The following is a 26,723-nucleotide window of genomic DNA, read 5'->3' as shown; positions in this document are numbered from 1 at the left end:
TAAAATAAAAAACTAGAATTATTACTTGAATAACTTCTAGTTCTATAATACGAAAGTACCGCCATTGCGATACTTAATGAGTTGTGATACGCGTAATATGCACAATTAAATATATTTTTTCATCACGTGTAATTTGTTTATGTAGTAACCTATCGATATATTTTTCGATTTGTTCTACGCAGTCTAATGCAGAAGAATTCTTGATAATATATGTATAATATATATCATCATTTTCATTTTCAAGCATTTTATTTTCTAAAAGTCGTTGTAAGAAAAATTGCATGTGAACAACAAATCTTGAATAGTTCAGCGAATTCTCATCAATTGTATAGCCATAATGTAATTGAATGATTTGAAAAATATCTTTTAACATTTTGACCATCAACATACCATTTTCTGTTGAAAGATCGTTGGATTTGATTTGTGCATTCACAAAGTGAAAGGCAATGTTTCCAGCTTCAGCTTCAGGAAGTTTAACGTTTAGTGTTTCATTAATGTAGTCTACAGCTTGTAAACCAAGCATAAATTCATTTGGATAAAATTTTTGGATTTCCCACAACATTCTATTTTGTAGAACAATGCCTTTTTCATATCTTTCTACTGCATATAACAAGTGATCTAACAAAGTCACAAAGATCTGTTTGTTGAATGGAGAAGAAATTTTAAGTTGTGCCATTTCAATGATGTGGTGCACAATTTCTAAATAGATGTCGGGTGCGTTTTCTAAAACTTGAAGATATCCATTTTTATTTGTATTATCTTGAAGAACATATGTTTTTTCTATATCTTCATCTCTAATTTCGTCTCCTACTTTATAGTGAAAACGTAGCCCCTTTCCCATCACAATCATTTCCTCATGATTATCATTCACTAGAAGCATATTGTTGTTTAAAAATTTTTCGATAATCATGTGAAGCACCTCATATATCTAGATATTCTTTCCGTTTTCCTCAATTATTTGTTTGTACCAGTAGAAACTGTCTTTTTTATATCGTTTTAACTCTTTTAAATCAAATTCATCACGATCGACATAAATGAATCCGTATCTTTTCTTATAGCCTTGATGTGTACTAACAACATCAATGGCAGCCCAAGGACAATAGCCAAGCATTTTGACACCATCTGTAATGGCTAAGCGCATTTGGTGAAGGTGTTTTTGAATAAAATCAATACGATATTGATCATGAATACATCCATCTGATTCTAATGTGTCATTGGCACCAATTCCATTTTCTGTAATCAGAATAGGAAGCTGGTAACGTTCATATACCTTTCTTAAAGTATATCTGAATCCAACTGGATCAACAACCCATCCATACTGTGTTTTCTCTACGTATGGGTTCTCACTAGGTCGATATACGCCTTGTTCACCTAGCATAATTTGTTGATCACCAGCTCTTGCCGCTACATCCGAAGCATCTCCTTTACTTGCTGCTATTGTTGCGGTTGAATAATAGTTCATGGCGATAAAGTCCGGATTTGCACCTTTTAATGTTTCAAAGTCTCCATCTTGAATTTCTGGAGCGATATTACGATCTTTTAGGTAAGACCATGCCAAAGGGTGGTATTTTCCAAATGCACAAACATCGACAAAGTTCCAACAGCGAAGTACTTCCCAGTTGTGAGCGGCAATCGCATCATTCGGATTGCATGTAGCTGGATACATAGCTGTTAAATTAAGTGCAGGTCCAATTTTTCCTTCTGGAACCATGGTGTGGAATAGTTTCATGACCTTTGCCTGAGCAAGCATCATATGGTGGTTTTGTTGATATAAATCTTTTTTTGATGGTAATTTACCACCTTTAGGTAAGCCGATTGCACCAGGATGTAGAATCATCGTATTTTGTTCGTTGATTGTTAACCAATACTTTACTTTTGATCCAAAGTGGTCAAATAATACTTTGGCATATTCAATAAAGGCTTCAATCGTATCACGGTTTAACCAACCACCCTTTTCTTCTAGGCAATATGGTAAATCAAAGTGATACATTGTAATAACAGGTTCGATGTTGTATTTTAAGCATTCATCAATGACGTTATTGTAGAATTCGATGCCTTTTTCATTAACTTTACCTGTTCCATTGGGTAAGATACGAGTCCATGCGATAGAGAAACGATAAGCTTTTAATCCCATTTGGGCAAATAACGCAATATCTTCTTTATATCTATGATAATGATCGGATGCGACAGAGAAATCAGCTACATCACTTGGATGTTCATACATATCAATGATGGACGGGCTTTTACCATCTTCAGCGATGGCACCTTCAACTTGATAAGCCGAGGTAGAAGCTCCCCACAAAAAATTTTGTGGGAAGTCTTTTAATTTAGAATAGTGCATGGTTTTACCTCCTAGTCTAAAGAAATTAATGTATTTCCATGTTGAATTGTTGATTGTTTTTCAATTTGAACAGAATTAAAATCTTTTGAGTTTGTGATGATAACTGGTGTTGTTGTGTCATAACCTTCTTCTTTGATTTTTTCTAAATCAAAATTTAAAAGTAATTGTCCCTTTTTAACTTCTTCATTAACCTGGACTTGAGGACTGAAGTATTTTCCTTGTAAGTTAACTGTGTCGATACCTACGTGCATTAAGATTTCCGCTCCATTTTTTGACTTTAATCCAATCGCATGACCTGTTGGGAAACATACAGTAATTGTTCCATCACATGGTGCATATAAGTTTCCAGTACTTGGTTCAATTGCGATTCCTTTTCCCATAATTTCTTGTGAGAATACATCATCATTTACTTCAGACAAAGGTTTTACTGTACCATCACAAGGAGCAGAGATTTGATCTTTTGAAATAGTAGTAGAAACCACTTTTTCTTGTGGTTCATCTCCTTTAAATCCTAGAATCCATGATGCGACAAAACCTACAACGAAAGAAATAATGATTGTGACAATGGCATGAACTACGTTCATAGGGTTTTTACCAATGAAGGCTGGAATAGCAGTTAATCCTGGTGAAACAAAGGCATAACGAACTAGGCCGGTAATTCCTGCATAGATACCTCCGGCGGCTCCACCAATCATAGAAGCAACAAATGGTCGTTTTAATTTTAATAGGACACCATATAAACATGGTTCTGTAATTCCCATAACAGCTGTAAATCCAGATGATGATGCAAGAGATTTTAAGTTTTCGTCTTTTGCTTTTAAAGCAACCGCCAAAGTAGCACCACCTTGTGCAATATTGCTTGCTAACATACCAGGTCCATTTACGATTTCATATCCAAGTGTAGAAATTTGACTTGTCGCAATTGGAGTCATGGCCCACGCAGTACCTGTTAGTGTTAAGAATGGTTGGAAGGCTCCCATCAACATTGGAATTAACCAACTTACGTGTGCATTTAAATAGTTAGCGCCAGATTGTACTAAATCGTTTAATAGGTTTCCTAATGGACCAACAATGATTAATGCGATTGGTACAGAGATAAACATAACTAAAAGTGGTTTTAAGAAAAATTTGATAATAGATGGTGAGTATTTTTCGGCAAATTTTTCAACGTAAGACATGATCCATACGCTTAAAATAATGGGAATTACACTGGATGCATAGTCAACTAATACAACAGGTGCTCCAAAGAATGTTAATGGACTTCCTGCAGTGACTAAGCCTGACCATGTTGGGTGTAAAAGAGCACATGCCATAGTCATTGCCATGATTGGACTTGTCTTGAATTTTTGGCTGGCTCCATAAGCTAAAAGGACAGGCATGAAATAGAATGGGGCATCGGAAATAAAGTTGATGATTTCATAAGTAGAACTTGCTTCATTAACTAAGTTAAATAAAACAAGAATAGATAATACGGCCTTGATCATACCACCGCCGATTAGGGCTGGAATCACAGGGGTAAATGTAGTGGAAATTACACTGATAATACGATTGACAATACTGCCTTTTTCTTCATCGGATTCTTCATGAGAAGTAGAAGGAACATCTTTCATTTGGGATTGAATGGCTCTAAAAACGGATTGCACTTCATTGCCAATTACAATTTGGTATTGACCCCCTTTTTCTACTACGCTGATAACGCCGTTTAAAGATTCCACTTTTTTGGTGTTGACTTTATTCATGTCGTAAAATTCGAATCTTAAACGAGTTGCACAATGTGTTAATTGTTTGATGTTGTCGATACCACCAATGTTTTGGATGATATCATTTCCTAATTGTTGATAATTCATATTCTCCTCTTTCTAGGCTTATGGCAATAAAAAAGACCAAGATAAAAAGAGCATTAAAAATGCAACTTAAATATCTTGGTCTTGCCTGCATTACCAGTAACAGCCGTTATTTACATGAAGGATGATAGCATAGCTAAAAATAAAATACAAGCACTTTTTTGAAATCCCTTTCATGAAAAGGTAAAAAAAATAAGGGGGAGTAGACATTAAAAAATGGTATAATTAAAGAGTTTATGGAGGATATATATTATGAAGGTAGTAACTTTTGGAGAAATCATGCTTCGTTTAAAAACACCTGAAAACTTGCGTATTATGCAAAGCGATGGTTTTGAGGCTAGTTATGGTGGTGCAGAGGCCAATGTAGCTGTAAGTTTAGCGATGTATGAAGATAAATGTGCTTTTGTATCTAAAGTACCAAACAATCCAGTGGGAATGTCAGCGTTAAGTGAAGTTCGTCATTATGGCGTAAATACGGATTATTTGGTTAGAGGTGGAGACAGATTAGGAATCTACTTCTTTGAAAAAGGAAGTGATATTCGTAATACAAACGTTGTATATGACCGTGCATTTAGTGCTTTTTCATTGTCTCAGCCAAGTGAATATCATTGGGAAAATATCTTAGAGCCAGGTGATGTTTTCTATTTTTCAGGTGTAACTCCAGCTGTATCTAAATATGTTGAGGATACAGTAAGAAGTGCTTTGAAGTATTGTAAGGAGAATGGTATTCAAGTTGTTTGTGACTTAAATTATCGTGGAAAAATGTGGTCTAAAGAACAAGCGCAAGTTGTCATGCGCGATTTAATGCAGTATGTAGATGTATGTATTGCCAATGATGAGGATTTTGAAGCAACACTAGGTATTCATGCCTTTGATGGAGATTTATCTACAGGTATTGATCAGATTGATACTTATAAAGAAGGTATGTTAGAAATTACTCGTCAATTCCCAAATGTGAAGAGTGTGACTAGTGTATTAAGAAATATGCATACTGTAGAAGAAGGAGATTGGATGGGCATCTATTATGTAGATGGAAAGTTCTACCAAAGTCCAATTCATAGAGTACATAGTTTAGAAGCGGTAGGTGCAGGAGATGCCTATGGTGCTGCATTTGTTCATGGACTAATCAATGGGTTTGATCCACAGAAAACAGTCGATTTCGCAATCAGTGCGAGTGTATTAAAGCTTATGATTCAACATGATTTTAATGTGGTAACCCAAGAAGATGTATTTAAGATCATGAATTCTAAGAATACAAATTTATCTAGATAAAGTAAAAGATATCAGTTCAAATAAAATGAATTGATATCTTTTCTTGTTTATGTGATGATATTACAAGTAGAAGGGTGGAGAAAAATATGGACTATGCAATGAAAGTATATCCTATGCATTTAGAAAATGGAAAAACAGAATGGTGTGTTGAGTATCCAAATTTAAAAAGTTGTGTAGGAGGTGGAGATACAATTGAAGAAGCAATTGCTGATGCAGAAGCCTCAAAAAATGCATATCTAAGTTATGTAAAAGAAAACGAAAAAACAATGCTCTAAATCATGAGCATTGTTCAAGTTAATAGATGATACTAAAATCCTTTTCATAATAATCAAGTGGAATCTCTTTTGAGGTAATCGAATCAATTTGAATACGATCAATGTTTTGAAGAGATAGAATGACTCTATTAATATCTTCTAAGCTTCCCTGTAATTGTGCAGTAACACTACCATCATCATTATTTTTGGCATAACCAGTAATACCTAATGGTTTGGCATGGCTTTGTACTTCAAAACGAAAACCAATATTTTGAACATTTCCTTCAAAATGAAACTCTTTACGAATTGTCCCTGGTGGCGATTCTTTTTTTATTTTCTCTTTCTTTTTAAATAAATGAAACATTATGTTATACCTCTAGATTCACTCTATTTATAAGTTCTTTTCCTTCACAATAATTCTTAATGTTTGTAGCGCTTATTTGGACAATACGATTCAAAGTTTCTTCTAAATGATACCCGCCCGTGATATGTGGAGTGATGATTAAATTGTTTAGATTCCATAATTCACTTTCCTTAGGTAATGGTTCAGGATCCGTTACATCAATATAGGCACTTGAGAATATCTTTTCTTTTAATGCCTTTTCTAATACTTTAGAATCAATTAAAGAACCTCTTCCTACATTGACGAAAATTGGGTGTTTCTTAACATGGGTTAAAGCTTCTTCACCTAATAAATGATACGTAGACTTAGATCCAGGAAGACTTGAAACAATGATATCTGCCTTTTCTAATTCATCATATAGTGAATCCATTGTACATAATTTATCAATATAATCTGGTTTATCTTTAATATTTCTTTTAATCCCCGTAATATGAGCACCCATCGCATAGGCACTTTTAGAAAACTCTTTACCAATATCACCCAAACCAAGTACAAGAATATTAGAGTTATAAATCGATTTAACACTTCCTTCATCTTTCCACTCATGATTGGATTGATTTTGGATATAACTAGGCATATGTTTCATTAAAGTTAAAATGCCAGCTAGAATACATTCTGAAATCGCAACTCCATAAGCACCTGTGGCATTGGCCAGTAATACATTTTTAGGAAAGTCTGGATTATCTGAATATCCATTTGTACCTGCACTGTTGAGTTGTACAAATTCTAAATTGGGAATGTTTTTAAGAATATCTACTGGAATATTTCCGATGATGACATTCCCATCTTTGACTTGTTCAAGACTAGGCTTTATTTGTCCTAAATGGATGAATTCACAATTGGACGATGAACTTTCTAATAGTTTTTTATGTTTTTCCTTTAAAGGCATACATGTATATATTTTCTTCATAATCAATACCTCAGATATATTATAATGCAAAACCCAAATAAAAAAGCTGCAATGCAGCTCTTATTTATATTATTTTTCAGGCCAGATTTTGCAGTTCGGATCTAGCAACCATTCGTGTTCTTTAACGTTTTCTGCACCAGTCCAAGGATTGTCATCAAAGTGACGAATGATCCAGAAATAATTCATTGCGTATCCTGGAGCCGTGACTTGAGGGTGGGCTAATTTTTCTGTTACACAAATATAGCTTCTATCTTTGATTTGGTAAACGTTATCTCCATAGAAACTTGCACCAAATCCTTCAGGACGATTGAAACGATAATAGTATAGTTCTGGTTGATCATGTAAGTGTGGAATAAATGTGCTCCATTTACCTGGGTAGTTTACTGTTTCACCAAAGGCCATGTTACTATTAGGATTGATTTTATAGTCAACCATTGTACGAACATTACGAGTAGCACATTCGTTCCATTGTCCAGCTCCACGATCTACGACAACTACATTATCTTTGTTGAATAGAGTTGTAGGGTATGTCTTATCATTTTCTGTTTGGAAACATAGGTATTCACTATCTTCATTTGCAATAACTTCAACTGCGACTTGTTTATTGAATTGTAATCCAACAGGAGCATCATCAAACACATTGCTACGAGTGATTGTGGCTTCTTTGTCTTCGTATTTCAATGTTAGTGAGCCTTCTTGTAACAAAATTAAAGTTTCTTTATCATCACTATAAAAATGTTTCACATCTCCTTTACTAGGGCGAATCAAGTATGAGTATAACATCATATCAGGATATAGATCTGTACGATTTGTTAGTTCGATTTCGCTACTTGTACTTTTAATATAATTCATCATATGTAGTTCCTCACTTTCAAATAAATTATAAGATGAAAAAAAGAATGATAATAAAATAAAAACGATTTTTATTGTGGTAATATTTACCATATTAATGTGGCAGTTAAATTTGTTTTCTTAACTATTATTTATATATATAATTAAATTGGAAAAGAGGAATATTTGTGTCAATAAAAGAAATCATTACATACGTTTTAGGATTTGCAGGATTAATATTGATGTGTTATGTGCGTATGCAATTCACAAAAAGACAACAAACACAACCTGATAATGCATATACAAAAAAGGAAGAGATTATGCATAAGATTGCAATTGGTTTATTAGGGGTTGCGGTTGTACTAGCTTTAATTCCAATATATTAAAAAAAGAAGCGTAGAGCTTCTTTTTACGCATTTATGACTTTTTTATAAATTTTTTCTAGATCTTGTTGAGTACAATCTTTAATTGTATTTCCAGGAGAACCAGAATCCATGGCATCTTTTGCCATCTTTGGAATATGATTTAAGAAATCTTCTTTATTTACACCATATTCTTGTAAGGTTTGAACATGACATGTTTCAACTAAATTTACCATAGCTTTAAGAAGTTTTTCAGAAGCTTCTTTATCGGAATCCTCTAAAGTAGCAACTCCGACCTCTTTAGCTAGCGTACCAAATTCAGGATAAGCTCCATCTAAGGCAAAGGAGAAACATTCTTTAATCAACATAGCGTTACTTAATCCGTGTGGGATATGATATAAAGCACCGATTGGACGTGACATTCCATGAATAATCGTTACAGAAGCATTATTGAATGCGATACCTGCTTCTAGAGCAGCAATTGACATTTCTTCACGAGCTTTTACATTGCTTCCATCTGTATATGCGATAGGTAAATATTTCAAGATTCGTTTTACAGCCGATACACTAAAGGATTTAGATAAAGGCTGTGCTTTTTTTGATGTATATGATTCTACAGCATGACATAAGGCATCAAGTCCAGTTGCAGCTGTAATTCTACTTGGAGCACTCAATGTAAATTGAGGATCTATAATAGCTAAATCTGGAATAAGAACAGTTCCTTTTAGTAACATTTTTATGTCTTTTTTTGTGTTTGTGATGATTGTAAACTGTGTAGCTTCTGAACCTGTCCCAGCCGTTGTAGGAATGGCAATCATGCCTGGTGTTTCAATTGTTATTTCTTTTCCTAAATAATCATCAATTTCTTGTCCGTTTGTGATTACGGCACCAATGGCTTTCATAGAATCAATCGGACTTCCTCCACCAATAGCAATTAAGAAATCACAATCTTCAGCTCTGTATTGTTCAACACCTTTTTCAATCATTAGATCGGTAGGTTCACCTGTAATTTGAGAGAAGACAGAATATTCTATATGATCTTGATCTAATTTTTGAACAACTTTGTCAACATTTTTTAATTCAACCATAACAGGATCTGTAACAATTAAAGCCTTTTTTCCATAATGTAAGTTTGCTTCAGATAGTGCATTTTCTCCCGTGATAATATGTTTTGGAATAATAAAATCTCTAGACATAGTAACCTCCTATATACGTGCAATCATTTCGCCGTATTGTTCTTTTGTTTCTTTTATAAACTGTTGAACTTGTTCTGTGGTTGGTAAATCATCAGAACAGTTATTAGAACGAACCATCATACTGGCTTCAGCACTACCAAATTCCAAACAATCGATCATTGGCCATTCTTGATAAATGCCATATAAGAATCCAGAGGCGTAGCCATCACCTCCGCCAAAACCTTTTCTTGACTTAACAGGGAAAGGCTTGATTGAGTAGCTTTCACCATTGTTTAGATAAGCTGTAGATCCCTTCATACCATGTTTAATAACAACCACTTTCGCATTTTTAGCTTGCCAATATTTAGCCGTTTCTTCATCAGTCATATTAGGTTGAATCAATCTTTCTGTTAAATCAAATTCTTGTCTTGACCCCATAATGATGTCAGCTTCATTCGCAACAATTGAATAGTAAATAGAAATTTCATCCTCATTTTTCCAATTGTATTCACGATAATCAATATCAAAAATAATAGGCGTATTCGTTTTTTTTGCGAACATAACTGCTTTAAGTACAGCCTCACGACTTGGGCTTTGTGCTAATGCTGTTCCACTAATTAACAAGGCTTTTCCACTCGCAATATAATCCTCATCAATGTCGTCAACAGATAGCTGTAAATCTGCAATACAGTTTCGATACATTAGAATACTACTTTCTGTGCTTGATAACATTTCAGTAAAAGTAAGTCCTAATTTTTCACCATTTGTACAACGTGTGATATGACTAGTATCAATATTATGGTCGTTAAAGTAGTCCGTCACAAAATCACCAAATTGATCATCAGAAACCTTTCCAATAAAACCGGCTTTCATACCATGACGAGTTACACCACAAGCGATATTTGCAGGGCTGCCCCCAACATACTTTTCAAAATGAGAAACATTTTTTAATGGTTTAAAGCCCTCACTAACAGCTGGATTTAAATCAATCGCAACGCGTCCTAATAAAATTAAATCATAAGGACGGTTTGTATCAAAGTTTAAGTATTTCATAATAACCTCCAATTTTGTTTATCTTATATGAATAGAATACTCTTAAGAGAATAGGAATAATTAAAATAAAATGAGTATATATATGGTAAAAAATGAATTAATTATGAGTAAGTTATGATAATGTTGATCGTTTTTGATTGAATGAATCGAATAAATTTTGAATTTCACTTTCACTAAGCGTGTGCTCACATTGAATATTGTTTAGAGTAGTGATGACATCCTTATATTTGCAGTATAACGTCTGTGTTTGAATCTTATCAATTTCAGAATCATCTTTAATGGCAATCACAGATGATATTTGTCCATCCTTAAACATTTTTTGAATTCGATTTTTATATGTTTGTAACTCATGAATCGGATTAGTGATGCGGATCTTTTTGTTGTTACTTTTAATGATCCAAGAACGATCTTCGTCATTACCAGAATACGTACCAGGATAATCCAAATATTCAACGATTGCGATTCCTTTGTTATAGAAAAAAAGAACAAATTTAGAAGTGACTTGGTGTTGTCTGTTTTCAATTGTCGCGAATGAAAGCTTGTGGTTTCCTATACTCTTGTTTAAATAAGAACTATTTGATGTATCTTTTCGAATAAACATGCGCCAAAAGAATTCAAAATAATTAGGAAATAGTGTTGGAAGAATTGAATTCTTGTAGGATGGATAATTCTGATAGGCTTTAAAACCATAAATGATAATAAGAACAATAACTATCGTATATAAAACTGTATGCATATTAAAATACCTCTCTTTATTTATATTTTAGTTTGTTATGTAAGGGCTTAAATTAAAAAAATACATCTTTAATGTGGTAAAAATTAGATTATCATAAGATAAAAAATGGTATAATTTCACAAAAGGATGATAGATATGAAGTACAATCGAATTCAAGAAATAGAAAATTATATTAAAAATGCAAAAGTTGCCTCTTTAGATGAGTTGTTAAATCAATTTGATATTTCAATACAAACATTGCGTAGAGATTTGAAAGAATTAGAAAATCGCAATGTGATAAAAAAAGTATATGGTGGAGTTGTCTATAACGAGGATATTGTCGCAAACACTGAGGTTATTGATATCAAATCAAGAGAAATAGAAAATTTGAATCAGAAGCAACAAATTGGTAAAGTTGCTGCAAGTTTATTAGAAGAGCAAGATGTAATATTTATTGATTCTGGTACAACTGCATGTCAAATTATCCCTTTTATGAATGAAGATATGCATCTTACTGTTATAACGCATAGTGCATTGGCCTTTGAAATGCTCGAAGGCAAGAAAAATGTAAAGATTATATTGTTAGGTGGAGAATATAGAGAAAAAGTAAAGAGCTTCTTTTTTGATGTGTCTGCACTTCACTATAACTTTGCAAAGTCGTTTATTTCTACATATGGTTTATCTTTAGAAAATGGTTTGACGAACATGGATAATTTTGAAGGGATGGTAAAAAATCATGTTATTCATACTTCAAAAGAAGTCATTGTTTTAGCGGATGACACAAAATTTTCGCGTGTATCCTATAATTGTTTTGCGCCTATTGATTCTATGAATGTGGTGGTAACTAATAAGTTGCCAAATAAACGATATATGAATTATTTCAATGAAAACGATATTTTAATTAGAGTTCCTTAATAAGGGGCTTTTTTAGTACTGAATTCTCTGAAAGAGATTACATTTATAAAGAAATAACACAAAAATTACCACTTTAAAGTCCATTTTTTTTAATTTTATCAAAATTTTAATATGTTAATTTATACGTGCAAGGAGTGAGCGAATTGAACGCAGTTAAAAATAAGACGACTATTTATTCAAATTTAATATTGAAATATTTCTTAACACATGAAATGGTCACGAACAAGCAATTGGCTGATGAAATAGGGTTATCTGAAAAAACAATTCGTACAAAGATTGATTCAATCAACTATATGTTGAAAGAGAATGATCTAGGTACAATTGAAAAAAAACCTCGTATCGGAATGTGGCTCGAGTGCAACACTTCTCAAAGAGCGAAGATACAAAAATTGATTAGTGCTGATGAAAACGAATTGGTTCAATCGGATAAATCTCGAATGGTATTGGCATTGCGAGAAATACTGAATGTGAACAGCAAAAAAAGGCTTACTTCGAAAGATTTGGCCGATACATTATATTTGAGTGTACCAACAATGTTGAAAGTTATCTCAGACTGCAAAGATTGGTTGAACATGTTTGATATTAAGTTGAATGTGATTCGTAACAAAGGAATAGAACTAGAGTATAGTGAAACTTCTTATCGTTTAGCTTTAAAAAACTATATTACTAAGTTAGATGAGGCACATTCAATTTATGAAGGCATTACTTATTTTATGCCTGGATTACAAGTTGATATTATTAAAGATGCTATTCTTGAAGTTGAAAAAGAATGGGGATTCAACCTTGTCGATGAATCTTTTGATGAAATTCTGGTATATACAAGTATTGCTGTTTATGAAAATGTTACGAATAAAATCAAGAATTTGAATATTTCAAAAAAAGAATTTGAAGTTCTTTCTCAATATAGTGAATATCATTTAGCAGAAAAGATTTATAAAAAGATTCAAAGATATATTCATGTAGATATACCTGATGGAGAAATCGCATTCTTATCCATTCAGATCCTATGTTCTAAAATGATTGATTATGAAGCAATGCCATATGATACAGAATCTTTGATCGAGCAATATGATGCGAAATTAAAAGAATTCGTAGAAAAAATGATTGACGTAATCAGTAATGTTACAAATGTGGATTTAAGACAAGATACCGAATTATATAATGGATTATTAATTCATTTAAGGCCTACGATTTTCAGATTGAAATACAATCGTAGTGCAAACAATGAACTAACTGGGTATATAAAAAATGAGTATACAACTACATTTAGAGTATCTTGGTTGATTTCAGTTTTATTTGAAGAGTATTTCAATTTGAAAATAACAGAAGATGAATTAAGCTTCATCACCATTTATATTCAATCTGCATTAGAGCGAAATTCAAAGCCGATTTCCGCAATTCTTGTATCCAATGCATCGAATGGAATTAACCAGATGATTTGCGATAAATTAAGAAGGAATTGCGACGAAATAAAGAAAATCCATGTACAAAGTATGCATGATTTTTCATTAGCACGTTGTAAAGATGACTTGATTTTAACAACTAAAAACTTACATTCAGAAGATGATCGTATAGTGGAAATTGATGATTGGTTGAGTGATTCAAATTTGAATTGTGTAAAAGATAAAATCAAAGAATTAAGTGTGCAAAAGCAAGATAGGCCAGCACGTTTTAATGCGATATGTCACGAGTTATTTGAGCCAGATTTGATTTTTTGTCATTTAAAAGTCAAAGATAAAAAATCATTGTTGTCGATGCTTTGTAACAAACTGGTTGATAAAGGTTATGTGACTAAAAAGTATTTTAAAACTGTAATGGAACGCGAAAATATGACACCTACTTCAATTGGGAATGGTGTTGCGATACCTCATGGAGATACGCAAGAGGTCAATACGGCAAAGACTGTGATTGCTACATTAGATAAACCAATCTTGTGGGATTCAAAATATGTCGATGTTGTGTTCTTGTTGGTTGTTAAATTTAGTACAGACTTTGAGATACGTAGAACGCAGCAATTCTATAAACAATATATAAAATTGGTTGATGGAGATGAACAAGTAAGTATCTTACGTGGCTTTACATCAAATATAGATTTTTATCGATTCTTAATTCAATAACGGAGGGAGATTATTATGGAATTAAAAGAAATTTTGGATGAAAAAATCATTGATTTGGAACTTGAGGGCACAACGAAAGATGAGGCTTTACGCAATCTGAGCAAAAGATTGTTACAGGCAGGATATATTTCGGATGTAGATCAGTTTGTCAAGGACATTTATGTTCGTGAAGCAGAAGGACCTACAGGAATGGGACATAAAATATCGATTCCACATGGCAAAAGTAGTGCTGTTCGCAAGATTGGTATTGCGATTGGACGTTGTGTGCAAGATGTAAAGTGGGAGAGCTGTATGTCTGAAGATGGGTACCAAGATACAAATATTATTTTCTTGTTCTGTGTAAGTGACGACAATAATTTTGCCGAGAATCACATGAAATTATTGGCGGATCTAGCCGGAAAATTAGGTAATGACAATCGTGTTCGTAAGTTACAAGAAGTGACTTCAAAATCAGAATTAATTGATGTGATTATTAATGATTCAGCTTGTGTTGCAGAAGGTGAAAAAACATCGGATCAAGAGGAAGAAACAATTGAGGAATTAGATATTGATTTAATTTAATTAATAAAAAATTACCATATTAAAGTGCCCTAAATAATGAAATAAGAAAGCGCTTTACGATATATGATATGGACAACAAAAGAAAAGAAAGCCAGGAGGTGAAAGAAAATGAAAATTATTGGTATCACAGCATGTACAGCAGGAATTGCACATACTTACATTGTTGCAGAAAAAATTCAACAAGCTGCAACTGAAGCTGGTCATGAGTGCAAAATTGAAACACAAGGAACAATTGGTGCACAAAATGAATTGACTCCAGAAGATATTAAAGCAGCTGATGTAGTAATTCTTGCTCATGATATCGCAGTTGGTGGTGTTGAACGATTCAAAGGAAAACCAGTTGTAGATATTCCAATTAGTGTTGCAATGAAGAGTCCAAAAAGTTTAATTGCAACAATCGAAAAAAAATTAGGAAAAAAATAACAGGACTAAATAAGGAGAGAAATTAATATGTTACAAGATTTTAAAAAACACTTAATGACTGGTATCTCCTACATGATTCCAATGGTTGTTGCCGGTGGTATCTTAGGAGCTCTTGCCAAAGGTTTAGGAGGTTGGGAAGTTGGAAACTTAGCACCAGATGCTTCTGGAGCTACAATCTTCTCTTATTTAAATGCATTTGATTGGGGCCAATTCTGGTGGGCTATTTCAAAATTATCTGATTTTGCGATGAGCTTCGCTTGTGCTGTATTAGCAGCTGGTATTGCATATTCTATGTCAGAACGTCCAGGTATTGTTCCTGCATTTATCTTAGGATATACAGCAAACCAAGCAAAAGCCGGATTTATCGGTGCATTGATTCTTGGATTCATCGTTGGTTGGTTAGTCAATGTATTTAAGAAGTATGGTGAAAAACTTCCAAAAGCATTACAAGGCTTGCTTCCAGTATTGATTATTCCAGTATTCGTTACATTTATTGTTGGTGCATTATTCTTCATGTTATTGATGGGACCTATGACAGCAGTTATGACAGCTATTCAAAATTGGATTATGTCATTGAATGGTGGTTCTAAATTCTTAGTTGGTGCAGTAATCGGTGCTTGTATGGGATTCGATATGGGTGGTCCTATCAACAAAACAGCATCTATGGCTGCCAATGCATTATTCGCTGATGGATATGCTGCTCCAGAATCAGCAAAAATTATTGGTGGTATGACACCTCCTATTGGAGTTGCAATTGCTACATTCTTACAACCAAAGAAATTTACTCAAGCTGAAAGAGATACTGGTGTTTCTTGCTTATTCATGGGACTATGCTTCATTACAGAAGGTGTATTACCATTTGCTGCAAACGATCCATTACGTTTTATTCCTTGCTCAATGGTAGGTAGTGCAATTGCTGGTGGTATCGCAATGGCTGCTGGTGTAGAAACTCCTGCTGCTCACGGTGGTATCTTCGTATGTGGATTATCAACAAACCCATTAATGTGGTTAGTTGCCATGGTTGTTGGTTCAGTCGTAACTGGTATCTTATATGCAATCTTCAAAAAGAAACCTGCTGAAGAAGAAAATCACGAAGAAGAAGTTGTTGATTTAGACTTAGATATCAACATTGAATAATTTAAAAAGATAGATAGAAAGAGGGTATATTATGTACGTATCAATGAAAGACATTTTAACTCATGCGGATAAACACAATTATGCTGTAATGGCAGTAAATAGTGTAAATATGGAAATGGCTCGTGCGGTTATTACAGCTGCTGAAGAAGAACATTCACCAATTATTATTAATATTGGTGTTGGTCAGATGGCTAACTTGGCACATCCAACTGAAATGGTTCCTATGATCAAAGAAATGGCAGAAAGAGCAACAGTTCCAGTAGCTTTAAATTTGGATCATGGACAAAAATTTGAAGATGAAGTTTCAGCTATTCAATGGGGCTTCTCAAGTGTAATGATCGATGCTTCATCCTATCCATATGAAGAAAATGTAAAGCGTACAGCTACAATTGCTGCTTTGGCACACCAAAAAGGAATTTGTGTTGAAGGTGAACTTGGACATGTAGGACAAGCTGGAGATGGTGATAACTCTAAAGTTGATTTATATACAAATGTAGAACAAGCGGTTCAATATGTAAAGGACACAGGTGTGGATGCATTGGCTGTTGCGATTGGTACGGCACATGGTAATTACCCTAAAGGATATGTTCCAGTATTAGATTTTGAACGCTTGGCTGAATTAAAAGCTGCATTAAAAATGCCATTAGTATTACATGGAGGTTCTGGTTCTGGAGAAGAAAATATCCGTAAAGCTGTTGCTGGTGGTATCAATAAAATTAATGTATGTACAGATGCATTTCATGCTGCAGAAGATGCAATGAAGGCTGCATGGGAAGAAAATCCTGGTTTAAATTACATGCAAATTATGATGGTTGCAGAACAAGCTATCAAAAAGTTTGTTAAGGATTATATCCGTGTAATTGGTTCAAATAATCAATATGTATATGGAGAAACAGTTACAGTAGGAAATGAATAATAAACAAAGGTAGGTGTGATGCCTACCTTATTTATTAGCTAAAAGGAGGCAAAAATGTTTGATTTAAATGGAAAAGTAGCTATTGTGACCGGAGCCAATCAAGGCCTAGGATTCGCAATGTGCCAAGGATTAGCTAAAGCAGGAGCTGATATTTTTAATATAGGCAGACGAGAAGACGATCATGTAATTCGTGAAGCTGTTGAAAGGGAAGGCGTGAAATACCATTATTATCGTGCCGATTTATCAAATCCAACTGTAGAAAAGATGGATGAAATTGTTGAAAAAGTAATTAAAGTATATGGCCATGTGGATATTCTTTTAAATAATGCAGGTGCCAATATTCGCGAACCATTTCTTGAATATGATGTAAAAGATTGGGATTATATTTTGAATCTGAATTTAAAATCTATTTTCTTGTTGTCTCAAAGTGTAGCTAAACAAATGATTGCACAGAAAACAAAAGGAAAAATTATTAATATCGCTAGTATGTTGTCTTTTACAGGCGGCATATTAACAGCGGCTTATACAGCAAGTAAAAGTGGTGTTATGGGACTAACAAAAACTATGGCAAATGAATTGGCTAAATATGGTATCAATTGTAATTGCATTGCACCAGGTTATATGGATACTCCATTAACAAAGCCTATGCAAGAAGATCCAGTACGTAATAAGGAAGTATTAGATCGTATTCCTGCAGGATACTGGGGGAAACCAGAGACTTTGCAAGGGGCCGCTATATTTCTAGCTAGCGAAGCATCCGATTATGTATGTGGTGCAACCATTCCTGTTGATGGTGGATGGTTATCAAGATAAACAAGGAGAATAAAGAATATGAAAATCGCATTAATTAATGAATTTAGTCAGGCATCAAAAAATGCCACAGTATTGAATGAATTGAAAAAAGTTGTTGAACCAATGGGACACACTGTGTATAACACAGGAATGTGTAAAGATGGAGATGATCCATATCTAACATATTTAAATATTGGTATTCAAGCAGCTCTATTATTGAATTCTAAAGCGGTAGATTTTGTAGTAACTGGATGTGGAACAGGACAAGGAGCTATGATGGCTTGTAACGCATTCCCTGGTGTTGTTTGTGGCTACTGTATTGATCCATCAGATGCATACTTATTCTTGCAAATCAATAATGGTAACGCATTAGCGCTACCATACGCTAAAGGATTTGGATGGGGTGCAGATTTAAATTTACAATATATTTTTGAAAAAGCTTTTGGAAGCCCAAAAGGAATGGGTTATCCAAATGAACCAGGAAGAAAAGAATCACAAAATAGAAACGCGGCTTTATTATCTCAAATGAAGGAAGCTATTTCTAAAGATTTAATTTCTGCTTTAAAGGCAATTGATCCAGAACTAGTAAAAGGAAGTTTGTCACCTAGATTTCAAGAATGTTTCTTTGCAGGATGCCAAGATCCAGAATTGGAAAAATTTGTAAAAGAGATTTTAGAGAAATAAAATCTCTTTTTTAGGAGTTAAGTATGAAAACATCGTTTTTACCAAACTTTACAATGGGAGAAAATGCACTTCTAGAAATAGAAAAATTTGTCCCAAAACATTCTAAAATAGCTGTATTTTATGGTCAAAAAGCGTATGGTGAGGCAAAACAATACGTAGATAAAATATTAAATACAGATAACTATGAAATTCTTGCCGAGCAATGCTATGGAAAAGAAGCAAATTATGCAAATGTGAATAAAATATTACAGGTAAAAGATATACAATCTTGCAATGCATTATTTGCGATTGGGGGAGGAAAATGTATTGATACTGTAAAGTGTGCTGGAAATCAATTGAATATTCCTGTATATACTATTCCCACGATTGCTTCAACATGCGTGGCAGTCACTAAAATCAGCATTATGTATGATTTAAATGGAGAGTTTTTGGAAATTGTGCAACTGAAAAATCCACCAGTACATTGTTTTATTGAACCAAATATTATTGTTAGAGCACCTATCAAATACTTGTGGGCAGGCATAGGAGATACGATGGCTAAGCACATTGAATCAACGTTTAGTGCTCGAAATGATGAATTAAATTTCACTAGTGAGTTAGGTATTAAGATTGGAGAAAATTGTTATTATCCTGTACTTAGAGATGCAAAGAAGGCATTAGAAGATGCCAAAGAGTATAAGTTGAGTCATGAAGTTGAAAGAACTATTCAAAATATTATTATTACTACAGGATGTGTATCTTTGCTTGTTGATTCCGAATATAATTCGGCATTATCGCATGCATTGTTTTATGGACTAACTGTACGTCAACATATTGAAAAAGGCCATTTGCACGGGGAAGTTGTTTCCTATGGCACTTTAGTGCAATTGATGATGGACAATCAATTGGAATTGTTGAAAAAAACATATCAATTACATGAAGAAATTGGTCTTCCAATTTGTTTAGCGGATTTAGAATTAAGAAGAAATGAAGATTTATCGGATATATTAGAAAAAACCGTAATCAATCAAGAGTTAAGACATGTACCTTATAAGGTTACAAAAGAATTGATTTTAAACGCAATAATGAAATTAGAAGATTATAGGGGGTAAAACTATGAAGAAAATTGTAATGATTCACACAAGCCCAGTATCATTGAATGATTTAAAAGCATTGGTTAAGAAATATATGCCAGATGTTGAGTTAGTTAATATTATTGATGATTCACTTCTAGAAGAAGTGAAAAAGAATAATGGGCCAACACCACAGATTATTTCGCGAATGAACATGTATGTTCAAGTCGCAAATTCATTACATCCAGATTTGATTTTCAACCAATGTTCAAGTGTTGGTGAAGCTTTTGATGTCGCAAAAAAATCAACAACAATACCAACTTTAAAAATTGATGAGCCAATGGCTAAAAAAGCAGTGGAATTAGGAAACAAAATTGGTGTGATTGCGACAGTAAAATCAACAATGTTACCTAGCTGCAATTTGATTAAACGTAAGGCTGTAGAAGCAAATAAGGATGTAGAGGTTATTGAATATCTAGTGGATGGGGCCTTGGATATTTTGATGAAAGAAAAGAATGTGGAAAAACATAATCAGTTAGTATTAAGTAAAATTGAAGAAGCAAGTAAGGCTTGTGATGTAATTGTACTAGCTCAAGGTTCAATGACAGCAATTTTACCATATATAAAGAATGTTGATAAACCAGTTTTAACAAGTCCGGAGCTAGCAATTCAAACTGCAAAAGACATGATTTATGGAGAATAAAAAATATATTGTACTTGATGATGATCCTACTGGAATTCAAACGGTTCATGATGTGTATATGATTACACAAACGGACAAAGTAAGTATTGAAAAAGCTTTTTTACAAAGTCAAAACTTGTTTTATATATTGACGAATTCTAGAGCGTTTTCAAAAGAGTATACGATTCAATATCATAAAGAATTAATTCAAAATATTATAGATGTAGCAAAAAAGTTAGACATTGATTTTACAATTATTTCAAGAAGTGATTCGACATTAAGAGGACATTATCCTACAGAAACACAAGTTATCTATGATGTGTTAAAACAGAATCACATACATATTGATGGAGAAATACTTTGCCCTTATTTAGATGGAATACGCAAAACAGAAAAGGATATTCATTATGTTTTATTGAATGAAGTTTGGGTGCCTGTAGGTAAAACAGAATTTGCAAAAGATAAAACATTCTCTTTTCAGTCAAGTAACCTAAAAGAGTATGTTGAAGAAAAAACAAATAAGTCATATTTAGCATCAAGTTGTATAAGCCTTTCTATAGCGGATTTACAAGATGAATCTTTAGTCGTATCTAAATTAAATTCTGTCTCTGGATTTAGGAAAGTGATTGTAAATTGTACTTGTATGCAAGATTTACAAAAGTTTGTATCGGCTTATGAGAAGACGGATAAACGCTATATTTTTAGATGTGCAGCTAGTCTGGTTAAAGAATTAGGACATATCACTGATCATTCTTATCTAGACAAAGAAGATTGTATTAATGAGGGATTAGGTGGACTGATTATAGTAGGGTCTCATGTAAATAAGACAAAAGAACAACTTGAATATTTAAAAGAGAATTATAAAAATTTAGAATGGGTTGAATTTAACCAACACGAAATATTAAATGGGATGCTTGAACAAGAAACAATTCGATGTACGAATATTGTAAATAATTTGTTGCAGAATAATAAATTAGTTGTTTTAGCAACAAGAAGAGATAGAGTAGATTTTCCAAGTGAGGATAAAGAAAAACAATTAGAAATGGCAACACAAATATCTTTTGCACTAACTAATGTTTTAAAGCAGTTAACACAGAGGCCGCGTTTTTTGATTACAAAGGGTGGTATTACATCATCGGATACATTAACAAATGGCTTGAATGTAAAAATGGCTTTTGTTTTAGGCCAAATTGAACAAAATGTGGGTGTGATTCGTTGTGTTGATGATTGTAAATTTGAAGATTTGCCTGTTGTGATTTTCCCTGGAAATGTTGGGGATAAAACAACTTTATATAATGTAGTAAAAAAGTTAACATAGGAGGTTGTTTATGGAAAAAAAAGTGTTTGGATATCCAAAATTTGATGAGAGTGGAGAAATGATTTTAACAACATATGAAAATGAATATAGAGATATGTTGATGGATATTCGCGTATATAAATTGGAAAAGAATCAAACAAAAATATTTACAAGTGATGATGAAGAGATTGCGGCTTTATTATTGAATGGTAAAATTGAAATAAACGTAGATGGAATTGAGAAAATTGTTTCACGTAAAAGTGTATTTTTAGAAGGGCCATATGCAGGGCATGTTTCACATAGTAAAATTATCTCTGTAAAGGCTTTGGAAGAGACAGAGATTTTAGTTCAGAAAACAAAAAATAAGGTAACATTTAAGTCAAAATTATATACACCAGAAGATGCACCATGGAAATATTCGAGTCAAGGCTGGTATGGCAATGTCGCAAATCGTAGAGTAAATACAATTATTGATCATGATATTGAACCGAAAAGTAATATGGTTTTAGGTGAAGTTTTAAATGATCCAGGAAACTGGTCTGGATATTTGCCACATAGACACCCACAGCCAGAATGTTACTATTTCTTATTTGATCATCCAGAAGGATTTGGAGCTAGTTTTGTAGGGGATGAAGTATATAAAAGTGTGAACCGAAGTTTTTCAGCAATTCCAGGAGGAAAGCTACATCCACAATCAACAGCGCCTGGATATCAGATGTATACTTGTTGGATGATTCGTCACTTAGATGGAAATCCATGGCTTCAAACGGATCGTTGTGAAGATGAAGCATTTACTTGGCTTCATGATGCTAAGTTTAACCCAGAAACAAATGCTTTTGAAAAGAAATAGGTGAAAAAAAACAAGTCACAAAATTGACTTGTTTTTTTATGCTTTTTATAAAAAGAATTCGATAGGTGAATCAATATCAAGACAATAGAATTCAGATAAATGTTGAATATCTAGTTTCAATGCCTGCTCAATATTGCCTTCTATTAGCGAATCTACAATTTGAATATGTTGGTTCAAATGTTCTTTATCGTTAACTGATTTAAAATCATTGTGCATTAAGATAAATTGAATTTTTAGGGATAAGTCTTCCTGCATATCGAATAATAATTTATTTTTTGAGATACGGCATAGCTCTTTGTGAAAATCAGAATCCAATTTTCTTCTTTGTACTCCATCATTATTATTAAAAGCTTCTAAGCACTGTTCAGCAATACTTTTTAGATTTAATAATTCGGCTTTACTACCATAAATAGCCACAAGTTTTATGGATAGAATATCGAGTGATATACGAATCATACCAATATCTTTAATCTCTTTATCAGAAAAGTTAGCAACTTGAGCGTAGCGCTTTGGAAATATTTGGATAAGTCCCTGACTTTCTAATTTCCTCATTGCTTCTCGTATAGGCGTTCTACTAGTGTTAAATTCTTGTGCAATTTTGGTTTCTGCAATTTTTTCGCCGGGTTTTAATTCATTAGAAAGAATTTGGAGAAGCAGATAATTATATACTTGTTCACTTAGACCTTCATTTTTTTTCATAGTTAGCTCCTTATTTAGATTAAGTATAACATAATGACGTGAGGTATACAAAAATAAATAAATGTCGACAATTATATTGTGAATGTCGACAATTGGTGATAATATGTAATCAAGGAGGATAAAATAATGAAAGATATCTTTGTTTTAAAAACAATAATAAGAAAATTCTCTACTATTGATGAATGTTTTAAGCAAGAGCAAATAGGGAAAGAAGACTTAATTATTACAAATGAGTTTATTTATAATAGTAAGCTTAAAGATGTTGAAGCACACATTATATTTCAAGAAAGATATGGGATAGGAGAACCTACTGATGAAATGATTGAGAATATTCGTAAAGATGTTCCAAGTAATACTAAACGAATTGTTGCAATTGGTGGTGGAACCATTATTGATATTTCAAAATTTCTAATTTTGGATTATGAAGGAACGATTGATCAAGTGATTATGCAAGAGATCCCTTATAAAAAAACAAAGGAATTATATGTCGTTCCTACTACATGTGGAACGGGTAGCGAAGTTACCAATGTTGCGATTTCTGAGTTGAAGAAGCGAAAAACTAAAAAGGGATTGGCAGATGATTTGATTTATCCAGACAAAGCATTATTGATTCCTGAAATGGTTGATACCTTACCATATAAATTTTTTGCGACTAGTTCTATTGATGCATTGATTCATTCAATCGAATCATATTTATCTCCAAATTCCACATTGTATTCTAGAATGTTCTCAGTAAAGGCAATGACAATGATTTTAGATGGATTTAAGAAAGTTGTTAATGATAGTAAAGAAAACTGGAGCCAATATGCAGAGAATTTCCTAATCGCATCCAATCTAGCTGGCATTGCTTTTGGAAATGCAGGTTGTGCGGCTGTTCATGCGTTAAGCTATCCACTTGGAGGTGCATATCATATTCCGCATGGAGAAGCGAATCAATTGATGTTTGAATCTGTATACAATAAATACTATGAAAAAGATCCGAATGGAAGAATTCAGGATTTTTTAAGAGTTTTATCTGAAATACTTGATGTGGAAAAAGAAGATTCGTTAAAAGCTTTATTTGAATTGACAAATCAGATATTGAAAAGAAAACCATTAAGCAGTTATGGAATAAAAAAAGAAGAATTGCCTGAATTTGTGAATAGCGTAATAGAAGGACAACAAAGGCTATTAAATAACAATTATGTTGAGTTAAGCAGTAATGATATGCTTGAAATTTATAATAATGTATATGATAAGTAGGTGTTACTATGACAACAAGAGAAACGAAGATATTTGCAGCAGAAATTAGAAAAACTGTTTTATACGGATTAAACACAGTTAAGGCGGGACATATTGGAGGATGCATGTCGATGGCTGATTTATTAGCCGTATTATATGATGGAGTCATGAATATTGATCCAAAAGAACCGCATTTGAAAACACGAGATCGTTTAGTAGTATCCAAAGGTCACTGTGGGCCTGCTGTATATGCAGCTTTAGCGCTTAAGGGATATTTTCCAATGGAATGGATGAAAACAATCAATCTTTCCCAAACAAGATTACCAAGTCATTGTGATATGAATATGGTTCCAGGTATCGATATGACGACGGGTTCATTAGGACAAGGAATGTCCACGGCTTTAGGGTTAGCTTGGGGATTACGTTATCAAAAAATCAATTCATATGTATATCTTGTATTAGGTGATGGTGAATGTGATGAAGGTCAAGTATGGGAAGGTGCTTTGTTTGCAGGAACAAAAAAGTTAAATAATATCATTGCATTTGTTGATCAAAACTTAAAACAATTGGATGGATATACAAAAGATATTTGCGATGTAGGAGACTTAAAAAAGAAATTTGAAGATTTTGGATGGTTTGCACAAGAAGTAAATGGAAATGATGTTGATGAAATAAGAAATTCGATTTCAATCGCAAAACTACAAACGGAAAAGCCATCTATGATAGTGCTACATACTGAAAAAGGAAAAGATTGTACATTTGCGAAAGATGTTTTCTATAATCATCACATGACTTTTACTGAAGAACAGTATGAAGAAGCAGTACATCATTTAGATGAAATTATTAAGGAGGCCTAGGCATGTTTGAAATTTGTAAAGATATTAAAAATGAAGAATTGGAAATGCGCCAGGTTTTCGCAAAAGTAATGGATGATTTGGCAAGTGAAGATGAAAGAGTTGTTTATTTAGATGCAGATATTATTAATTCAATTAAGATGGTTGAGTTCTCTAAGAAGTATCCAGAGCGTACGGTAAATTGTGGAATTCAAGAAGCAAATATGATTGGTGTAGCTGCCGGTATGTCGGCAACAGGATTGATTCCATTTACTCATACTTTTGCGCCTTTTACTACAAGACGAGTAATGGATCAAGTATTTATTTCTTGTGCTTATGCGAAATTAAATGTACGCATTATTGGCTCTGATCCAGGACTTACTGCAGGAGGAAATGGAGGTACGCATATTCCTTTAGAAGATATAGGTATGATGCGATGTGTTCCTACAGTTACAATAATAGAACCAACAGATTCGATCGTATTATCAGATATGTTAAAACAGACAAAAGATATTTATGGTGTATTCTATATTCGTTTATCACGCAAAAAAGCAGAACAAATCTATATGGCAGGTTCTACTTTTGAAATTGGAAAGGCAAACACTTTACGTGAAGGTCGTGATGCAACAATTATCGCAAGTGGAATATGTGTGGCGGATGCATGTAGAGTAGCTGATAAGTTAGCAAAAGAAGGAATTCATGTGCGAGTTTTGGATATGTTTACAATTAAGCCAATCGATAAAGATGCGATAATTAAGGCATCGAAAGAAACAGGAGCGATTGTGACTGTGGAAAATCATAATATTCTGAATGGGTTAGGTAGTGCCGTTGCTGAAGTGTTATCTGAAGAAGCTCCTTGCGTGATGAAAAGACTAGGAGTTCCAGATTGTTTTGGAGAAGTCGGAACGATACCTTTCTTAAAAGAAAAATATCATATGGCAGAGAAAGATATTGAAGAAGCTGTTAAATCATTGATAAGTAAGAAGGATGTTACGCAATAACATCCTATTTTTGGCAATACTAATTTAGTATAGGCAAAACAAAAGGATAATTTAGCCTTGTGGTTAAGATTGTATCAAAAGAGGATACAACACTACCGGTAAAAAAAGATGTAATGATTGTACTTAGGCCAACAGAATTCATCTTAAACGAATGTCAGTGCTAAAGAACAAGATGGAGCAACACCTAAAGCAGCGTTAGAAAATAAGTTGACTTTAATAGCTTTAGTATATAAGAAGGGATTTATCGAATATTGTAAAGAATACTATTAATGAAAAAGGACCGATATTCATAGGAAAAATAGAATATCGATCCTTTGTTTTATATAGAAACAGACGACTAAAAGTTAGACATTTTAATGTAAGTATATTGTTGTTGTAAATTA

General features: G+C 33.2%; 28 protein-coding genes. 18 read left to right on the top strand and 10 right to left on the bottom strand.

Annotation, left to right across the window (positions count from 1 at the left end; translation table 11 throughout):
• Positions 1-73: 73 nt before the first annotated feature.
• From NE544_RS07845 to NE544_RS07835, 3 genes are read right to left on the bottom strand one after another with little or no spacing between them, the layout of a single operon-like run.
• On the bottom strand, positions 74-910 hold the full coding sequence (locus NE544_RS07845; protein ID WP_118114923.1) for a PRD domain-containing protein: 837 nt from the start codon (positions 908-910) through the stop codon (positions 74-76).
• A gap of 18 nt (positions 911-928) precedes the next feature.
• Complete coding sequence (locus tag NE544_RS07840) at positions 929-2,341, bottom strand: glycoside hydrolase family 1 protein (RefSeq protein ID WP_118114922.1); 1,413 nt, start codon at positions 2,339-2,341, stop codon at positions 929-931.
• 11 nt (positions 2,342-2,352) lie between these two features.
• The gene (locus NE544_RS07835; protein ID WP_256268947.1) at positions 2,353-4,188 is read right to left on the bottom strand and encodes a beta-glucoside-specific PTS transporter subunit IIABC; all 1,836 of its coding nucleotides are present in this window, start codon (positions 4,186-4,188) and stop codon (positions 2,353-2,355) included.
• Positions 4,189-4,437: 249 nt separating this feature from the next.
• Here NE544_RS07835 and NE544_RS07830 point away from each other — a divergent pair, with 249 nt between their 5' ends.
• Positions 4,438-5,457, top strand: a complete 1,020-nt coding sequence (locus tag NE544_RS07830) for a sugar kinase (RefSeq protein ID WP_256268946.1) — start codon at positions 4,438-4,440, stop codon at positions 5,455-5,457.
• Between the two features lie 86 nt (positions 5,458-5,543).
• Complete coding sequence (locus NE544_RS07825) at positions 5,544-5,732, top strand: type II toxin-antitoxin system HicB family antitoxin (RefSeq protein ID WP_256268945.1); 189 nt, start codon at positions 5,544-5,546, stop codon at positions 5,730-5,732.
• A 19-nt stretch (positions 5,733-5,751) separates the two neighbouring features.
• Here NE544_RS07825 and NE544_RS07820 read toward each other — a convergent pair whose 3' ends face one another.
• The 3 genes from NE544_RS07820 to NE544_RS07810 form a co-directional block, all read right to left on the bottom strand.
• A complete protein-coding gene (locus tag NE544_RS07820) occupies positions 5,752-6,075 on the bottom strand; it encodes an acylphosphatase (protein ID WP_256268944.1) in 324 nt (107 codons plus the stop codon).
• A gap of 4 nt (positions 6,076-6,079) precedes the next feature.
• Positions 6,080-7,024: a D-2-hydroxyacid dehydrogenase gene (locus NE544_RS07815; RefSeq protein WP_256268943.1), complete on the bottom strand. Its 945-nt coding sequence runs from the start codon at positions 7,022-7,024 to the stop codon at positions 6,080-6,082.
• Positions 7,025-7,093: 69 nt separating this feature from the next.
• Positions 7,094-7,879, bottom strand: coding sequence for a 5-deoxy-glucuronate isomerase (locus NE544_RS07810; RefSeq protein ID WP_158570498.1), 786 nt, complete (start codon positions 7,877-7,879; stop codon positions 7,094-7,096).
• A 164-nt stretch (positions 7,880-8,043) separates the two neighbouring features.
• On the opposite strand from NE544_RS07810, the gene NE544_RS07805 reads away from it, so the two are divergent.
• Positions 8,044-8,241: a hypothetical protein gene (locus NE544_RS07805; RefSeq protein ID WP_118114915.1), complete on the top strand. Its 198-nt coding sequence runs from the start codon at positions 8,044-8,046 to the stop codon at positions 8,239-8,241.
• A gap of 23 nt (positions 8,242-8,264) precedes the next feature.
• Here NE544_RS07805 and NE544_RS07800 read toward each other — a convergent pair whose 3' ends face one another.
• The 3 genes from NE544_RS07800 to NE544_RS07790 form a co-directional block, all read right to left on the bottom strand.
• The gene (locus tag NE544_RS07800; RefSeq protein WP_118114914.1) at positions 8,265-9,413 is read right to left on the bottom strand and encodes an iron-containing alcohol dehydrogenase; all 1,149 of its coding nucleotides are present in this window, start codon (positions 9,411-9,413) and stop codon (positions 8,265-8,267) included.
• Positions 9,414-9,422: 9 nt separating this feature from the next.
• The gene (gene iolC, locus NE544_RS07795; protein ID WP_118114913.1) at positions 9,423-10,445 is read right to left on the bottom strand and encodes a 5-dehydro-2-deoxygluconokinase; all 1,023 of its coding nucleotides are present in this window, start codon (positions 10,443-10,445) and stop codon (positions 9,423-9,425) included.
• A 112-nt stretch (positions 10,446-10,557) separates the two neighbouring features.
• Positions 10,558-11,181 (bottom strand): NERD domain-containing protein, encoded by a 624-nt coding sequence (locus NE544_RS07790; RefSeq protein WP_118114912.1) that lies wholly within the window; start codon positions 11,179-11,181, stop codon positions 10,558-10,560.
• Positions 11,182-11,316: 135 nt separating this feature from the next.
• Here NE544_RS07790 and NE544_RS07785 point away from each other — a divergent pair, with 135 nt between their 5' ends.
• The 12 genes from NE544_RS07785 to NE544_RS07730 all read left to right on the top strand — a co-directional run bounded on the left by NE544_RS07785 (position 11,317) and on the right by NE544_RS07730 (position 22,586).
• Positions 11,317-12,075, top strand: coding sequence for a DeoR/GlpR family DNA-binding transcription regulator (locus NE544_RS07785; RefSeq protein ID WP_158570497.1), 759 nt, complete (start codon positions 11,317-11,319; stop codon positions 12,073-12,075).
• Between the two features lie 143 nt (positions 12,076-12,218).
• Positions 12,219-14,192: a BglG family transcription antiterminator gene (locus NE544_RS07780; protein WP_256268942.1), complete on the top strand. Its 1,974-nt coding sequence runs from the start codon at positions 12,219-12,221 to the stop codon at positions 14,190-14,192.
• 15 nt (positions 14,193-14,207) lie between these two features.
• Entirely contained in the window at positions 14,208-14,753 is a 546-nt protein-coding gene (locus NE544_RS07775; protein WP_118114909.1) for a PTS sugar transporter subunit IIA, read from the top strand.
• 108 nt (positions 14,754-14,861) lie between these two features.
• Complete coding sequence (locus NE544_RS07770; RefSeq protein ID WP_118114908.1) at positions 14,862-15,176, top strand: PTS fructose transporter subunit IIB; 315 nt, start codon at positions 14,862-14,864, stop codon at positions 15,174-15,176.
• A 27-nt stretch (positions 15,177-15,203) separates the two neighbouring features.
• Positions 15,204-16,313 carry a PTS fructose transporter subunit IIC gene (locus NE544_RS07765; RefSeq protein ID WP_118114907.1) on the top strand — a complete coding sequence of 370 codons (1,110 nt, stop codon included), beginning with the start codon at positions 15,204-15,206 and terminating at the stop codon, positions 16,311-16,313.
• A 31-nt stretch (positions 16,314-16,344) separates the two neighbouring features.
• A complete protein-coding gene (locus tag NE544_RS07760) occupies positions 16,345-17,229 on the top strand; it encodes a class II fructose-bisphosphate aldolase (RefSeq protein WP_118114906.1) in 885 nt (294 codons plus the stop codon).
• A 54-nt stretch (positions 17,230-17,283) separates the two neighbouring features.
• Positions 17,284-18,042, top strand: coding sequence for an SDR family NAD(P)-dependent oxidoreductase (locus tag NE544_RS07755; RefSeq protein ID WP_118114905.1), 759 nt, complete (start codon positions 17,284-17,286; stop codon positions 18,040-18,042).
• 18 nt (positions 18,043-18,060) lie between these two features.
• Positions 18,061-18,705 carry an RpiB/LacA/LacB family sugar-phosphate isomerase gene (locus tag NE544_RS07750; protein WP_199670847.1) on the top strand — a complete coding sequence of 215 codons (645 nt, stop codon included), beginning with the start codon at positions 18,061-18,063 and terminating at the stop codon, positions 18,703-18,705.
• Between the two features lie 23 nt (positions 18,706-18,728).
• The gene (locus tag NE544_RS07745) at positions 18,729-19,796 is read left to right on the top strand and encodes an iron-containing alcohol dehydrogenase family protein (RefSeq protein WP_256268941.1); all 1,068 of its coding nucleotides are present in this window, start codon (positions 18,729-18,731) and stop codon (positions 19,794-19,796) included.
• A 4-nt stretch (positions 19,797-19,800) separates the two neighbouring features.
• Entirely contained in the window at positions 19,801-20,460 is a 660-nt protein-coding gene (locus tag NE544_RS07740; RefSeq protein WP_256268940.1) for an aspartate/glutamate racemase family protein, read from the top strand.
• Positions 20,450-21,757 (top strand): four-carbon acid sugar kinase family protein, encoded by a 1,308-nt coding sequence (locus tag NE544_RS07735; protein WP_118114901.1) that lies wholly within the window; start codon positions 20,450-20,452, stop codon positions 21,755-21,757. Before NE544_RS07740 ends, NE544_RS07735 begins: the two co-directional genes overlap by 11 nt.
• Before the next feature lie 10 nt (positions 21,758-21,767).
• Positions 21,768-22,586 carry a 5-deoxy-glucuronate isomerase gene (locus tag NE544_RS07730; RefSeq protein ID WP_256268939.1) on the top strand — a complete coding sequence of 273 codons (819 nt, stop codon included), beginning with the start codon at positions 21,768-21,770 and terminating at the stop codon, positions 22,584-22,586.
• Positions 22,587-22,631: 45 nt separating this feature from the next.
• On the opposite strand, the gene NE544_RS07725 is transcribed toward NE544_RS07730, so the two are convergent.
• Complete coding sequence (locus NE544_RS07725; protein WP_118114899.1) at positions 22,632-23,285, bottom strand: GntR family transcriptional regulator; 654 nt, start codon at positions 23,283-23,285, stop codon at positions 22,632-22,634.
• Positions 23,286-23,411: 126 nt separating this feature from the next.
• Between NE544_RS07725 and NE544_RS07720 the strand changes: the two genes are divergently transcribed.
• Genes NE544_RS07720 through NE544_RS07710 form a run of 3 tightly spaced genes read left to right on the top strand, consistent with a single transcriptional unit; the run spans position 23,412 to position 26,340 of the window.
• Complete coding sequence (locus tag NE544_RS07720; protein ID WP_256268938.1) at positions 23,412-24,527, top strand: 4-hydroxybutyrate dehydrogenase; 1,116 nt, start codon at positions 23,412-23,414, stop codon at positions 24,525-24,527.
• Positions 24,528-24,535: 8 nt separating this feature from the next.
• Positions 24,536-25,363, top strand: coding sequence for a transketolase (locus NE544_RS07715; RefSeq protein ID WP_256268937.1), 828 nt, complete (start codon positions 24,536-24,538; stop codon positions 25,361-25,363).
• A 2-nt stretch (positions 25,364-25,365) separates the two neighbouring features.
• Positions 25,366-26,340 carry a transketolase family protein gene (locus NE544_RS07710; RefSeq protein WP_256268936.1) on the top strand — a complete coding sequence of 325 codons (975 nt, stop codon included), beginning with the start codon at positions 25,366-25,368 and terminating at the stop codon, positions 26,338-26,340.
• The last annotated feature ends 383 nt before the right edge of the window (positions 26,341-26,723 follow it).

Source organism: Holdemanella sp. MSK.7.32, from assembly GCF_024460475.1.
GTDB lineage: Bacteria > Bacillota_I > Bacilli_A > Erysipelotrichales > Erysipelotrichaceae > Holdemanella.
The sequence above is the reverse complement of the archived record's forward strand: the minus strand, read 5'-3'. Positions and strand labels throughout refer to the sequence as shown.

Coding starts and splice junctions, on each gene's coding strand:
- NE544_RS07845 (WP_118114923.1), bottom strand. CDS start 910: ATGATTATCGAAAAATTTTTAAACAACAATATGCTTCTAGTGAATGAT.
- NE544_RS07840 (WP_118114922.1), bottom strand. CDS start 2,341: ATGCACTATTCTAAATTAAAAGACTTCCCACAAAATTTTTTGTGGGGA.
- NE544_RS07835 (WP_256268947.1), bottom strand. CDS start 4,188: ATGAATTATCAACAATTAGGAAATGATATCATCCAAAACATTGGTGGT.
- NE544_RS07830 (WP_256268946.1), top strand. CDS start 4,438: ATGAAGGTAGTAACTTTTGGAGAAATCATGCTTCGTTTAAAAACACCT.
- NE544_RS07825 (WP_256268945.1), top strand. CDS start 5,544: ATGGACTATGCAATGAAAGTATATCCTATGCATTTAGAAAATGGAAAA.
- NE544_RS07820 (WP_256268944.1), bottom strand. CDS start 6,075: ATGTTTCATTTATTTAAAAAGAAAGAGAAAATAAAAAAAGAATCGCCA.
- NE544_RS07815 (WP_256268943.1), bottom strand. CDS start 7,024: ATGAAGAAAATATATACATGTATGCCTTTAAAGGAAAAACATAAAAAA.
- NE544_RS07810 (WP_158570498.1), bottom strand. CDS start 7,879: ATGATGAATTATATTAAAAGTACAAGTAGCGAAATCGAACTAACAAAT.
- NE544_RS07800 (WP_118114914.1), bottom strand. CDS start 9,413: ATGTCTAGAGATTTTATTATTCCAAAACATATTATCACGGGAGAAAAT.
- iolC (WP_118114913.1), bottom strand. CDS start 10,445: ATGAAATACTTAAACTTTGATACAAACCGTCCTTATGATTTAATTTTA.
- NE544_RS07790 (WP_118114912.1), bottom strand. CDS start 11,181: ATGCATACAGTTTTATATACGATAGTTATTGTTCTTATTATCATTTAT.
- NE544_RS07785 (WP_158570497.1), top strand. CDS start 11,317: ATGAAGTACAATCGAATTCAAGAAATAGAAAATTATATTAAAAATGCA.
- NE544_RS07775 (WP_118114909.1), top strand. CDS start 14,208: ATGGAATTAAAAGAAATTTTGGATGAAAAAATCATTGATTTGGAACTT.
- NE544_RS07770 (WP_118114908.1), top strand. CDS start 14,862: ATGAAAATTATTGGTATCACAGCATGTACAGCAGGAATTGCACATACT.
- NE544_RS07765 (WP_118114907.1), top strand. CDS start 15,204: ATGTTACAAGATTTTAAAAAACACTTAATGACTGGTATCTCCTACATG.
- NE544_RS07760 (WP_118114906.1), top strand. CDS start 16,345: ATGTACGTATCAATGAAAGACATTTTAACTCATGCGGATAAACACAAT.
- NE544_RS07755 (WP_118114905.1), top strand. CDS start 17,284: ATGTTTGATTTAAATGGAAAAGTAGCTATTGTGACCGGAGCCAATCAA.
- NE544_RS07750 (WP_199670847.1), top strand. CDS start 18,061: ATGAAAATCGCATTAATTAATGAATTTAGTCAGGCATCAAAAAATGCC.
- NE544_RS07745 (WP_256268941.1), top strand. CDS start 18,729: ATGAAAACATCGTTTTTACCAAACTTTACAATGGGAGAAAATGCACTT.
- NE544_RS07740 (WP_256268940.1), top strand. CDS start 19,801: ATGAAGAAAATTGTAATGATTCACACAAGCCCAGTATCATTGAATGAT.
- NE544_RS07735 (WP_118114901.1), top strand. CDS start 20,450: ATGGAGAATAAAAAATATATTGTACTTGATGATGATCCTACTGGAATT.
- NE544_RS07730 (WP_256268939.1), top strand. CDS start 21,768: ATGGAAAAAAAAGTGTTTGGATATCCAAAATTTGATGAGAGTGGAGAA.
- NE544_RS07725 (WP_118114899.1), bottom strand. CDS start 23,285: ATGAAAAAAAATGAAGGTCTAAGTGAACAAGTATATAATTATCTGCTT.
- NE544_RS07720 (WP_256268938.1), top strand. CDS start 23,412: ATGAAAGATATCTTTGTTTTAAAAACAATAATAAGAAAATTCTCTACT.
- NE544_RS07715 (WP_256268937.1), top strand. CDS start 24,536: ATGACAACAAGAGAAACGAAGATATTTGCAGCAGAAATTAGAAAAACT.
- NE544_RS07710 (WP_256268936.1), top strand. CDS start 25,366: ATGTTTGAAATTTGTAAAGATATTAAAAATGAAGAATTGGAAATGCGC.